General features: G+C 62.5%; 11 protein-coding genes. All 11 read right to left on the reverse strand.

Features of this window, described 5'->3' with window-relative positions:
- The 11 genes from ACI38B_RS01225 to ACI38B_RS01275 all read right to left on the reverse strand — a co-directional run bounded on the left by ACI38B_RS01225 (window position 1) and on the right by ACI38B_RS01275 (window position 10,774).
- On the reverse strand, window positions 1-567 hold the full coding sequence (locus ACI38B_RS01225; protein ID WP_029576046.1) for an ACT domain-containing protein: 567 nt from the start codon (window positions 565-567) through the stop codon (window positions 1-3).
- 108 nt (window positions 568-675) lie between these two features.
- Complete coding sequence (locus tag ACI38B_RS01230) at window positions 676-1,446, reverse strand: aspartate kinase (RefSeq protein ID WP_439729200.1); 771 nt, start codon at window positions 1,444-1,446, stop codon at window positions 676-678.
- Between the two features lie 134 nt (window positions 1,447-1,580).
- The gene (gene recR, locus ACI38B_RS01235; protein WP_439729201.1) at window positions 1,581-2,183 is read right to left on the reverse strand and encodes a recombination mediator RecR; all 603 of its coding nucleotides are present in this window, start codon (window positions 2,181-2,183) and stop codon (window positions 1,581-1,583) included.
- 108 nt (window positions 2,184-2,291) lie between these two features.
- Window positions 2,292-5,198: a DNA polymerase III subunit gamma/tau gene (gene dnaX, locus ACI38B_RS01240; protein WP_439729202.1), complete on the reverse strand. Its 2,907-nt coding sequence runs from the start codon at window positions 5,196-5,198 to the stop codon at window positions 2,292-2,294.
- Between the two features lie 121 nt (window positions 5,199-5,319).
- The gene (locus tag ACI38B_RS01245; RefSeq protein ID WP_439729203.1) at window positions 5,320-5,730 is read right to left on the reverse strand and encodes an Rv3654c family TadE-like protein; all 411 of its coding nucleotides are present in this window, start codon (window positions 5,728-5,730) and stop codon (window positions 5,320-5,322) included.
- A complete protein-coding gene (locus tag ACI38B_RS01250; RefSeq protein WP_439729204.1) occupies window positions 5,727-6,281 on the reverse strand; it encodes a TadE/TadG family type IV pilus assembly protein in 555 nt (184 codons plus the stop codon). Before ACI38B_RS01250 ends, ACI38B_RS01245 begins: the two co-directional genes overlap by 4 nt.
- 1 nt (window position 6,282) lies before the next feature.
- Complete coding sequence (locus tag ACI38B_RS01255) at window positions 6,283-6,576, reverse strand: DUF4244 domain-containing protein (protein WP_439729205.1); 294 nt, start codon at window positions 6,574-6,576, stop codon at window positions 6,283-6,285.
- 269 nt (window positions 6,577-6,845) lie between these two features.
- Window positions 6,846-7,409 (reverse strand): type II secretion system F family protein, encoded by a 564-nt coding sequence (locus ACI38B_RS01260; protein WP_439729206.1) that lies wholly within the window; start codon window positions 7,407-7,409, stop codon window positions 6,846-6,848.
- 30 nt (window positions 7,410-7,439) lie between these two features.
- Window positions 7,440-7,847, reverse strand: coding sequence for a type II secretion system F family protein (locus ACI38B_RS01265; RefSeq protein ID WP_439729207.1), 408 nt, complete (start codon window positions 7,845-7,847; stop codon window positions 7,440-7,442).
- Between the two features lie 353 nt (window positions 7,848-8,200).
- Entirely contained in the window at window positions 8,201-9,250 is a 1,050-nt protein-coding gene (locus tag ACI38B_RS01270; RefSeq protein ID WP_439729217.1) for a CpaF family protein, read from the reverse strand.
- Window positions 9,251-9,823: 573 nt separating this feature from the next.
- The gene (locus ACI38B_RS01275; RefSeq protein ID WP_439729208.1) at window positions 9,824-10,774 is read right to left on the reverse strand and encodes an ATPase; all 951 of its coding nucleotides are present in this window, start codon (window positions 10,772-10,774) and stop codon (window positions 9,824-9,826) included.
- Window positions 10,775-12,739: the final 1,965 nt, after the last annotated feature.

The following is a 12,739-nucleotide window of genomic DNA, read 5'->3' on the forward strand; positions in this document are numbered from 1 at the left end:
TCAGCGACCGGTGCCACCGTAGACCACGGCCTCCACCTGATCGGCGTCGAGGCCATAGGCGGTGTGCAGCGCGCGCACCGCGTCATCGAGCTGATCGAGCGGGACCAGAGCCGCGATGCGGATTTCGGACGTGGAAATCATCAGCACGTTAATGCCCGCGTCGCTCAGCGCGTTGAAGAACTTTGCGGCCAGCCCGGCGTGCGTCTTCATGCCCACGCCGACCACCGCGACCTTGCCGACGCTCGTGTTGACGTCGAAGGACTGGTAGCCCAGCTCGTCATGCTTGTTCTGCAGCAGATCCTGCACCTGCTTGACGGCGGTTTCCGGGACGGTGAAGGAGATATCGGCGGTGCCGGTGGAGGCGCTGGCCTGCACGATCATGTCCACGTTCACGCCGACTTCAGCGAGCTTGGTGAACACCTTCGCGGCCATGCCGGGCTCGTTCGGCACGCGGCGCACGGTGACCAGCGCCTCGCTGCGGTCGTGCGCTACACCGGAGATGACCGGGGTCTCGGGGCCGAGGTCGGGGAACAGGTCGCCCATGGATTTGTTATCGTTCTCGTTCATTGTTTCCTCGAATCAGTGCAACTTGCGGTTGTGTTGCGGACGGTTGTGTTGATATGGATATGTCGTGTTTCGTTCGCCTTGCGCCGGCGCTCCGGAATCCTCCGGATGCTATTTGCTCGTAAGGTTCGGTACCGATGCGGGGCTGACACCCTCGGGCAGGATCAGCGTGCCGTTGCGGTGGGAGAAGGAGCTGCGCACATGCAACGGCATGCCGAAGCGCTGCGCGTATTCGACGCAACGCAGTGCGAGCACCTTGGAACCGCAGGATGACATTTCAAGCATGGATTCATAATCGATGACCGGGATGCGACGGGCGGTCGGGACGATACGCGGGTCGGCGGTGAACACGCCGTCAACGTCGGTGTAGATCTCGCACACGTCGGCGCCGAGCGCAACAGCCAGCGCGACAGCGGACGTGTCGGAACCGCCGCGGCCGAGCGTGGTGGCGTCGCCGTCCTCATTGATGCCCTGGAAGCCTGCGACGATGGCGACGCTTCCCTTTGCGAGTGCATGGCGGACACGGTCAGGCTTGACGGCGCGAATATGCGCCGCACCGAACCGCGCATCCGTCATGAAACCGGCCTGGGACCCGGTGAACGAGTACGCATGCGAACCGGCGGAGTGAATCGCCATGGACAGCAGGCTCATGGAGATACGCTCGCCTGCGGTCATAAGCATGTCCATTTCACGGGCCGGCGGGGTCGAATCGATGCTCATCGCCTGGTCGATGAGGTCATCGGTGGTGTCTCCCATAGCCGAAACTACTACAGCGACGTCGTTGCCAGCGTTTTTCGTTTCGATGATGCGCTTGGCAACACGCTTGATCGAGTCAGTATCGGCGACCGAGGAGCCGCCGTACTTCTGCACGATAAGAGCCACGATTGTCCTATCTTCTCTAAAGGAATGTCCTGCGCCCGTATTGTACGCAAGTGAGACGATTATACGAGTCGTGCAATCCGCAGGATACCCGGTGACCAGCATGCGGAACGGCATGATGGCAAGGTTTTTGTGCGTTACGCCTCGCGTCTGCCGGCGAGTGCCCTGCCGAGGGTGATTTCGTCCGCGTATTCGAGGTCGCTGCCGACGGGCAAGCCGCTGGCGAGCCGGGTGACTTTGATGCCGAGCGGTGACAGCAGGCGGCTGAGATAGCTGGTGGTCGCCTCCCCTTCGATATTTGGGTCGAGAGCAAGGATGATCTCCTTGATCTCCGGGTTTTGCAGGCGTTCGAGCAGTTTGGGGATGTTGAGGTCAGCCGGGCCGACGTTGGCCATCGGGTTGATGGCGCCGCCGAGCACGTGGTACAGGCCGTGATATTCGCGGGTGCGTTCGATGCTCATCACATCCTTGGGCTCTTCGACCACGCAAATCATGGATTGGTCGCGCCTTGGGTCGGAGCAGATCGGACAGGGGCTGGTCTCGCACACGTTGCCGCACACGTCGCAGAACCGTACTTTTTCTTTGACGTCCGTAATCGCCTCAACCAGGTTGCGCACCTCGTCGTCGTTGGCGGATAGCAGATAGAAGGCGATGCGCTGTGCGCCTTTGGGGCCGATGCCGGGAAGTTTGGCGAATGCGTCGATCAGACGTTGGATCGCGCCATCGTATGCCAATGCCATTGTTGGGCTCCTTTTGCGATAGGTCCGCCGATTGGGCGGGTGCCCCGCCGTTCCCCGGCGATATGCGCCCTGTCAGGGGATTGCGGGGTTCCGTATGTTATCCGCGCGTTATTTTTGGGACGAAGCATCCATGTCGTTGTGACGGTTCGGTGGCTGAAGGTTCTTCGGATTCTTCGGGTCGTCGGGGGCGAACTGCTCGACCGTTTTCACTTCGAAGAGTTCTTTGAGTTCTTCGACGCTAAGTGCCGTGGCGGTTCCAAGCGATTCGTCGTTGAGCGAGTACTCGTCTTCCTCCGGGGGAACTTGCGGGCCGTCCGGCGCACCGGAGTACGGCTGCGGGTTGTGTGCACCGAGGTCGCCCGGCTGCTGGGCCCAAGGGTCGTCCTGCAGCTCCACCGGTTCCGGATAATCCTGTGGTTCCGGGGTCTGTGCTCCGCCGGCAGGCACGGAACCCCATACATCGCCTTCACCCTGGCGCGCCGGCGTCTGAGGATTACCTTGGGTTGCCGGGCCTGATTGCGTGGCGGACGGCACCGTCGACGCAGCTGGCCCGGCGGACGTCACGGACGCATTCGACGCGTCCGGTACGGCTGAAACGGCCGAAGCAGCCGAAGCTGTCGGCGTGGCAGACGTGGCCGGTGTCGCCCATGGATCGATGCCATCGCTGATGTCCGGCACTGCCACATGCTTGCCGTGATGCGGCTGCGCGGCGCTCTGGTCGTCCTTACCGCTCTGGACGCCCCGGTTCGACGGGGATCCACCGCCCACAGACGGCACCGAACCGTTGCCTCCTGTCGGTTTATGCACCGGCAATGGCTGCATCCAAGGGTCATCCTCGGCGAACGCCGCATCGACGGACGCGATGGACCCGGATCTAGCCGGAATTGCGGAGGGGGCAGTCGAGACAGACGTCATCGTGGGCGGCGTCATCGTAGCCGTCGGTGCTGCGACGGCCGCCGCCTGAACACTCCTCCGCCCTCGGTGACCGGGGTCGTCGGCGTCCTGTGCGTCATCGCCGGACTGCCCCGGAGTCTTCGCCTCCTTGCCCGTCGGACCGGCATGGATGCCGACCGTCACCGCGGCAAGGGTAGCCGCGCTCTGTTTCGCCTTTGCGAGCGCGATTTCACGTTTGACCTGGCTGACCTGCTCAGGCGACATGCGTCTGATGGATTCGACGGTTTCCCCGTTCGCCGCGGTCGGCGTAGGTGAAATGCGCGCGCCATCGCCGAAGACTTCCTTGACGATGTCCTGCACCACGACGGCCGCTTTCTTGCCGTCATACGCTTCATCCGACGACACCGCAAGCGCGAAAGCGTGCTGGTCGATGGGCTTGGCGAAAGTCATGAGGAGCTTGGATTTCCCTGCGGGACCGTTGATGAGCCGGATGGACGGTACCCGCTGCTGATCGACGTATTCGCGGATATCCGACGGCAACTTGGCCAAGACAGCCTGCCAACGTTCTTCGACACTGCGGGCATCTTGCGGTTCAGGCCCGGCAGGTGCGGGGGCGCTGTCAGCGTGCGGGGTCTGATTGATTCCAGCGGCAGTCGGTATGGCGGGGGCACCGGTCTGCTGTGTGGCGGCGGCGTTTGGCATCTGCATGCCACCGGCCTGCGTACCGGATGTACCGGACGCCTGTGCTTCCGGCGTCCGCACGCCTGTCGCGGCATGATCCGGTGACGGCATGGCGGGTGCCTGTTGGCGTGCCGCCTCCTGAGTGTCCGCGTTGCCTGCCGGTCGCGCGGCTGTGTTGCCTGACGCGGCAGTCTGGGCTTGCCCCTTGCGCTTGTTGCGGGTCGAGTCGATGAAGCCACTGCGCATCGGGGGATTGCCGGCGCGCTGCTGTACAGGGGCGCCGGCTTGGGCCGGCATATTCGCCGAAGACGTGGTTGACGGGCCGAATACGCTTTCCTCGCGGCCTGCCAGCAGGCGTGCGACCAACAGCTCCAGACGCATACGGGGCGATGTGGCACCGCTCATCGTGCCGAGCGTGTCGTTGATCGTATCGGCAATGGATGTCAGCGAGCGCAATCCCAGGGCAGACGCCTGCCGGTGCAGATCCGCGATGTCCTCGACCGCTGCATCGTCGCTGAGCACGCTTTCGGCGCGGTCTCCGCCCAAAGTGAGCACCAGAAGATCGCGCACACGCGCCAACAAATCTTCCACGAAACGTCGTGGCTCGAATCCGCCGACCACAACCTTCTGCACGACCCCATACAGCTGTTCGCCGTTGCGGTCGATAATCGCGTCGATTGCCTCTCCAATCAAAGAATCCGGGGTAAATCCGAGCAGCGCAACCGCCGAATCATGGGAAATGACGCCATGCTCGGAACCCACCATCAGCTGGTCGAGCACCGACAGGGTGTCACGTACGGAGCCGCCGCCCGCGCGCATGGCGAGCTTGAGCACACCCGGCTCCGGCTTGATCTGTTCTTTCTCGCAGATTCCTTCGAGGTACGGACCCATGATTTCAGGCGGAACCAAGCGGAACGGGTAATGGTGGGTACGGGAGCGGATTGTGCCTATCACCTTGTCCGGTTCCGTCGTGGCGAAGATGAACATAACATGTTCCGGCGGCTCCTCAACGATTTTGAGCAGCGCGTTGAACCCCTGCTGGGTGACCATATGCGCTTCGTCGAGGATAAAGATCTTGTACCGGTCGCGGGCGGGTGCGAAACCTGCGCGTTCACGCAGTTCGCGGGCGTCATCGACACCGTTGTGGCTTGCGGCGTCGATTTCCACGACGTCGATGGATCCCGGGCCTCCTGTGGCGAGATCCTTGCAGCTCGGGCATTCACCGCACGGATGAGACGTGGGGCCTTTCGCGCAGTTGACGCATCGCGCGAGAATACGCGCGGAACTGGTTTTGCCGCATCCGCGCGGCCCGGAGAACAGGTACGCATGGGTGAGCCTGTTCTGGTCAAGCGCCCGGCTGAGCGGTACGGTCACCTGATCCTGTCCGATGACCCCGTCGAACGTATCGGGACGATACCGTCGATACAATGCCAACGCCATGTCCAACTCCTTCATAGGCCGCAAACGTGCCCTACAAGCATACGCGGCGCAGGCTACCGCACCGCGACCACCAGTGTCCCTTCCACCAATCTAGCGTTGCGGCAGAACACGCCACACCGCCTCATCCGCAGGCCACAGGTCCGGCGCGGGAGGTTTTCACAATCACCATGCCGAAACCCTGCCGGTATTCGTAGCGCACGCTCACCGTGACGTCCTCGCCATCGACTGTGCAAGCCGTGACATCAGCCCCGTCGGCGCGAACGACACGCCCCGCCACCGCGCATGGGTCGCGATGGCCTTCACTCAGCGCAACCGCAGCGGACACCGCAGCAGCATCAGCCCACGATCTGACACGATTTCCGGTGATTCTCGCATGGCCGACGCCGGCGGCCACAAGCGCCGCGACACATGCGACGGATATGATCATCACCATGAGCACCACCGCCGACCCCTGTTCGCGGGATGTGGAGGATTCGTGGGGCTCGTGGGATTCGTGGGACTCATGGGGCTCATGGCGGCGAATACCGGTCACGAGGACGCTCCGCTCGCAGACCCATGCACCGATGCCGGCAAGACGCTGCTCATCCCGGACACAACCGGGCACTGCGTGTGTACAGTGACCAGTCCCCCATCCTCCGAGACCGTGGCAGTAGCGCCTTCCCCTGCGACCGCGGCAACAGCCGTCGATGCGATGTTCCGCGCCTGCTCGCCGCGCGCAGGCGCCCGGGCGACCACCACTTCGCGAACAGCTGAAGATGCCGCGTCCTGGCACGCCATCGACGTGGTCACCACATGCGTCAGCGAGAGCAACATCGCCATGAGCACCGCCGCGACGGGAAGCACCATCGCGAATTCCGCGGTGATGGCACCCCGTTGTCCGTTTTGTTCAGGGGCATGAGAACGGCCTCGCGCGGCACCGGATTCCCCCGGCCACTGTTCCCCCGACAACCGAGTGGGCCATAACGCCGACATGCCGAATCCCCCATCGACACCCCGGCGAGCGCCCGATGCGCCGTCCATCCCCCGCACGACGCTGTGGCTTCCGGTTCCCCTCATGCGGGGCCGTTCACATGCGTATCCCATTTCAGCCCTTCTTCAACTCCATAGCACCCTTGATCAAGGCGAGCACGAGATTCTTCACGATATCCGATTTGATGACCGCGAACAGCACTGCGGCGAAACCGCAGGCCGCGACCAGAACCATCGCGTATTCCGCGGTCGCCGCGCCTTTCTGCGGCTCGACGGCCATCAGGCGGATTTTCGCGTCAATCATGTACGCGTGTTCCTTGGCTTTGCGCGCCGCCGCTATCGGAGCGCTTCGCATGGCTGTGATAAATCCCGTTTTCCCTTGCATCAGGGGTTGGTGAATGCCGGTCATGGTTGTTCCTTTCCGATACAGCCCGGGGCTCCGGGCACCGCCTGCCTTGGCGGTATCCCCAGTGTGCCTGACCAGGACCTCGTGAGGGAAGCCCGATCGGGCAATGTGGTCGAAAGATGACTGTTATCCACATTGACTTATCCACATTGGCTTATCCACATCTCCGTCCATGCCATCCGCACTGATTCCGCACTGATTCTGGTCGGTTTCGAGCGGGTTCCGTCAAGCCGTCAAGCGAAACGCGTCATCGAAGCAATCAGGAAGCCCAATCAGCCTCCTATCAGCGACATCGCCGTCGGCACCACGCCGATGACGACGAACGCCGGCAAAAAACACAACGCCATCGGCAACAAAATCCGCACCGACAACGCCGCCGCCCCCTGCTCAATTGCATGACGGGCGTCACGGTCGGCGCATTGCACCGCCAACTCCAATCCGCGCACCGGGGAAGACCCATGCTCCCACGAATCACGCAAGCCCTCACGAATCAGTCGGCACACCGAAATGCCGTCATCATCCCCGACCTGCCACGCATCATCCCACGACACACCCCGGCACAACCGCTGCGAGACCGCACACAGAGCGTCCCCGGTCAATCCTCCAGTTACCTCGCCCACCGCGTCCAACGCGCACGGAACCGATGCGCCCTTGCGCAACGCGACCGCAAGCATCTGCACCACAAGCGCATCGCTCGGGCGCAGTCCATCATCCGCAAACCAGCGAGCCGCTTCAATCCGGCCAATCGCGCACGGCCCCGCCCAACGCAGCATCAACCACAATGACACACAGCACGAGGCCAACACCGCAAACGCCACAGCAGCTTGCACACCCATCCGTTCCCCTTCCGCCCCGGCAGCAGCCGGTCACGATTCCTGCAAAGCCGAACGCACCATGGAACGCACCCACGCAGCACCGGCCGCATACCCGGACAAACCCAGACACAGGCACACCACACCGGCAGGCGAACCGAGCAGGGTCTGCAACGGATGTGCGCCAAGCAGTGCGCCAAACGCCCAAGTGCCGAACGGCAGGACAAGCAACAGCTTCGCTGTCGCCTTCGGCATCGCACTCGCTTGGGCGACCAACTGGTCACGGCCCACCGAGCGGCGGAACGAAGCGCTTACCGCCTCCAGGCAGGATCCCAGTTCACAGCCCAAGCGACTGCTCAGCTGCGCGGCGGCGCACACTTCCGCTGCGATTCGTTCAAGATACGCCGACTCGCTGTCCCGAGCGTGGACGGCGAGCGCCCGAATCACCGCGAACCGGTCCACAGCGTGCCCCGATAGGCCAGAGAATCGGCCTGACTGGCTTGTTTGATCTGACTGAGCTGATGACTGACATGTCTGACCTGGCCGACCTGGCTGACCTGATAATTGGCCCGATTGACTCGATTGCTGCCCCGAAAGCCCGGAAAGTCTGGAAAGCGAATCCTCCAACGTTCCTCCCGCACGCACACCGGCAGTCAACATCGCCAGCGCCGCGTCCAATCCCGCGGCAGCAGGAGGCTCCACCGCCCGACCATCAGTGGCATCACGCAACCGCCATCGGCACGACACACCATCCCACACCGGCAACATCAGCAACGCCGCACAGCAAATTGCGGCGATCAACGGCCACGGCACCATCACGCTTCCACCACCTTCAGCGAATGGCCATGCCACGATGTAGTCGCCGACGCGAGCCAGCGCGCCGCGAAATCCTGCCACCCCTCAATCGCGAGCGGCCGGCCGACGCCATCCCACGCCAACAACGGCACCCCGACCAAAGCGCCACGAACCACCGCAAGGGTGCCCACCTGCGCGATATGCCGCCCGGCCGGCGTACGTTCCACATGAATCACCGCATCAAACGCGTCCTGTGCGAGCATGCCCAAAGCCCGAGCGTCAAGCCCCGCCAGCAACCCCAACGATATCAACCGTGCAGGCACACGCTCCACGCCATCGGCATGCAAGGTCGTGGCACCGCCACGATGCCCGGAGTTGAACGCACGCAACAAATCAGCAATCTCCTCGCCACGGCATTCACCCAACACCACACGGTCGGGGCGCATCCGGAGCGTCGCCTTCACCAGCTCAGGCAAGCCCACCGCCCCAGCGCCCTCGACATTCGCCTCCCGCGCGACCAGCGACACATGATTGCCGCCGGAAACCGCCGCCAATTCGCCAAGCTCGCGGACTTCCTCGACACTGACAATGCGCTCACCAATCTCGCAACGGCCGAGCAACGCCTTGAGCAGCGTGGTTTTCCCGGCGCCCGTGCCGCCAGTAATGAGTATCGTGGCACGGCCGCGGACCAGGCCGTCCAGCAGGGCCAGCCATGCCGGTGGGAACATGCCGGAAGCACATAACGATTCCAACGTCGGCGGCAGACCTCCCGGCAGACGAATCGAGATCGAGGCGCCTTGCGGCACGATCGGCGCAATGACCGCGTGGACGCGGATGCCGTCAGCCGTTGACGCATCAGCAATCGGGCAGGCGTCATCAAGGCGACGACCCATCTGTGCGCACAGCCGCACGGCGTAATCGCGAACGACCTGCGGCGAACGGAACGGCACGGCGATGCGGCACGGAAGCATGCCCGCCCCGCGATCGGCCCAGACTCCGCCGTCGCAGGTCACCGCGATATCAGTGACCTGGGTGTCCTGAGCCAGCCATTGCAACGGGCCGAACGCGATGGACAACGCCCTGCGCGGCGCGGCGGGTGCGGGGTTTGTCGGGTTTGCTGGGCTGGTCGGACTGGCCGGGTTTGCCGGGTTTGCCGGGCCTGCCGGGTTTGCCGTGCCTGCAACTTTGGTGCTTGCGTTGTTCTGGGGACGATCACGATTCATGCGATGTCCTCGTTGCGGCGACTAGTGCCAACGCGCCTGCTGGCGACGGGGTTAGCGGGGTGGTCGCTGGTGTGGCAGGCGGTGTCGTTGCTGTCGGCGGGGCTGATGTTGGCACTGGCACTGACACTGGCTGTGAAACTGGCGCTTGCACTGACACAGGCGGCGAAATTGACTCTGACGCCAGCGGCGCTGTTGCAGTCATCGCCAGTGTCGTAGTCACCACCGATGTCGCAGTCATCACCAGTGTCGCTGTTGTCGCCGGTACGCTCAATGCCGGTGTTCTTATCGCAGTTCTTGTCGGCATTGTCCCCGCTGTCATCCCAAATACAGTCATCGTAGGTACAACCGTCTCAAGCGCAATCATCTCCATTGCAACCATCACAGTCGTTGCAATCGTTGCAGTCATCACCGTCATCGCAGTCATCGCCGCTCCCAATTCCCCATCGTCCTTGCCGACCCCGCCCTCCTGGCATCAAGCCACGATGCCACAGTGCGCAATGCTTTCGCGTTCGTCCGGTTCGGCTTGAGCAAGCCGGTCCCCTCAAGTATTGCCGCGCACAACCGCGCATCGGACTGGATACTGCACAGCACGTCGATGCCCAGGTATTCCGCCGCCTCATCAACGCCGATCACACCACGGGCGGATGCACGGGCGGTCGGCGGCAGAACCCCGACCAGCGCGATATCGTCCTCTGTGACCGTTCCTGAAGCGGTACGATTGGCGAGCGTGGCGCGGTAATCGGACAATCGTCGACCGCCCCGGCCGGTCAACGCCTCGATACACGCCTGCGCGCGGGCCGTGCCGAGAACGGACAATTCAATCAGCAGAATCATCGCGGAACCTTTGAGCGGCAACGGAATCGCCTCACCGGGCGAATATCCGGCACGCCCCGCATCGACAACCACCATGTCGTACATCTCGGCCAGCGCACAGACCGTCACGGCAATCTCCCAATCCTGCGGCATCGGGGAAATCCACGGGCGGCTGGACAGCACGTCAACGCCATCCCATGCAGTAAGCCGACGACGCAAGGCAACGCCATCCACCTCGCCCAGTGGAGCCGTGACGGCATTGAGCAGAACGCCAAGCTCGCTTTCCATGCCAAGCAGGACATCCAGTCCGCCGCCGGACAGGTCAGCGTCTACCAAGGCGCAATCCCTGTCGTCGTGCAAGCCGTGCAACGTTTGCGCGAGCAACGCCGCGAAGGTGCTCGTACCCAGTCCGCCGCTCGCCGACAGTACGATCGCCGCATTCGGCGCGCGGTACACCGGCGACGGGCATGGGACGCCGAGCGAATCGGCCCCGGCACGGTAGGGTACGTTGACCGCCGCGTTAGGGCGGGCGACCTGCTCAGATTGGTGCGTATTCATGTGTGTTGTATGTGTCAGATGTGATGTATGTGATGTCATACCATCCAATCGAACACGGTATGGACGCTTGAGCGCCACTTCGAATCGGGAATGTGGTCGAAAGATGATGCCCGCGGTGTGGCTTGGTTTCTGGATGGCGTCCGGGCGATCGCCCCTCACATGATGCCTATGGTTTCGCGCGTCTCGGCGTCACTCGGCATCGCGAATCGGGACGGGCGCGAAAGCGATGATGTCCCGCACGTGTTGACGGATGGCAGGGTTCATCACCAGTGACGCGTATGAAACGGCGCGATGATGTCCCACATTGGCGAATGGCGGAGTCAGGCTGTGGACGGGAGCGCTTGCAATCATCTGTGGCCCGCACTGGTGGTTTGACATCAGTATCTTGCGTATCTGCGGTACTTGATGGTGCTTGGCAACGTGCATCTCGCCTTGCTGTAGTACCTCGCGGATTGTATCTGCGTTATCTGTGTGCGGATAGGTCCGATACCGCGAGTACGACCCGCGGAATTTCAACGACGCTACTTCGGGTATCGGGCGCCGATGAACACAGATACGCAAGATACGGTCGGGCAAGTACTACAGATACCGCAGATACCAGTCCCAGGCGCATGATACCGCAGTGTACCAAGACTGCCCCCGAGGGCTATGGCAACAATGTGTGCCAGTGGTGAGTCAGTCGGGGTGCCGTGGCATTGGGGCATCGTGGAGTGTCCGTTCCACCAATCTGGCACATTCGAACCGCCCGCATACCTTGCGCCGCAACGGGTCCGCGCTGATTTCGGACACACATTCTGGCCGGGCGAAAGTGGCGGCATGAGGATTCGAAACCGCGACACGCCCGGCAGGACAACCCCTCACACCCGATTCCGTCCAACCACCCAAACTAGTTACGCCAACGACCCTCCCAGCGTAACAAGTTTGTGGAAAGGATGGCGAGAAACACACACCACCAAACCACCAGGCATACACGCCGGTGCCGGTCAACCACCCCACCACCCAAACTAGTTACACCAACGACCGCCCCAGCGTAACCAGTTTGCGGGAAGGACTGCGGCAGACGCACGCACCGCCGAGCCACCGGACCACTGGACGCAGACAGGCGTATTGCTCGGGGATACGATTGAACAGGGCCCCGGACAAACGAGAAGGCCCGCCGAAGCGGGCCTTCCGTACAAGGCTTAACGAGCAGAATCTCTTCACAACACCATCGTTGTAACGGTAAGTCTTTCCAATGCCCGTCCAACGTAACAACCTTTCGTGGCTATACACTACTGTGGGCTTCTGCTCTCTTAAGTTTTCCTTGTACTTGTTATTATGCCCCGATTCTTGCAGCCCGCAACCCGATATCGCGCCTGCGGCGGAATTGTTCGTTTATTTGCGCAAGTGTTCGAGGGCACATCCGAACGCGGCAATCTTGCGGATTCATGTGCATATCGAACCGGTTCGCATGTGCGATTGTGTGCGCACCGAAAGACACGCCGGTCGCACCGGTCCGGCAGCCTTTCCCCCAACCAACCATATCCGCACAAACCAGTACCAGAACGCACATTCTGCTCCGCCATTGACATCATCGGATCACCGCAGCAATCAGCGCCGCGCGGGACGGCATGCCCTGCCAACCGCGGAGCTATCCGTCACTCGACGCCTTGCCAACAGATCGGGGGCTATCGGCAATCTCACGTATGCGAAGACATACATCATGCGCCGAAACCAAGCGCACCGACGCTCAAACGCACCGAAACCACCAAGTCATGCATGCCATGACATACGCAGACCGACAGATATGACCACACAGCACATTCAAGTCGCCAGGTGCCACTTAGTCCTGCAATCAATCTGTCGCGCCACACGCCGATACCAGCCAATCGTCCCAACCAGCCAGCACCATCCCAGCGCTATGCGACCCACCAGTCGCACAACAGCCTGATACCAGCAGATTGCCCCGGGGCATCACCCCTAATC

Source organism: Bifidobacterium sp. (genome assembly GCF_051876855.1).
Taxonomy (GTDB): domain Bacteria; phylum Actinomycetota; class Actinomycetes; order Actinomycetales; family Bifidobacteriaceae; genus Bifidobacterium.

What these genes read in the sequence shown, in the direction of transcription:
- ACI38B_RS01275 (WP_439729208.1), bottom strand. Translation starts at nt 10,774, where the DNA reads ATGAATACGCACCAATCTGAGCAGGTCGCCCGCCCTAACGCGGCGGTC.
- ACI38B_RS01255 (WP_439729205.1), bottom strand. Translation starts at nt 6,576, where the DNA reads ATGACCGGCATTCACCAACCCCTGATGCAAGGGAAAACGGGATTTATC.
- ACI38B_RS01250 (WP_439729204.1), bottom strand. Translation starts at nt 6,281, where the DNA reads ATGGGATACGCATGTGAACGGCCCCGCATGAGGGGAACCGGAAGCCAC.
- dnaX (WP_439729202.1), bottom strand. Translation starts at nt 5,198, where the DNA reads ATGGCGTTGGCATTGTATCGACGGTATCGTCCCGATACGTTCGACGGG.
- ACI38B_RS01260 (WP_439729206.1), bottom strand. Translation starts at nt 7,409, where the DNA reads ATGGGTGTGCAAGCTGCTGTGGCGTTTGCGGTGTTGGCCTCGTGCTGT.
- recR (WP_439729201.1), bottom strand. Translation starts at nt 2,183, where the DNA reads ATGGCATTGGCATACGATGGCGCGATCCAACGTCTGATCGACGCATTC.
- ACI38B_RS01225 (WP_029576046.1), bottom strand. Translation starts at nt 567, where the DNA reads ATGAACGAGAACGATAACAAATCCATGGGCGACCTGTTCCCCGACCTC.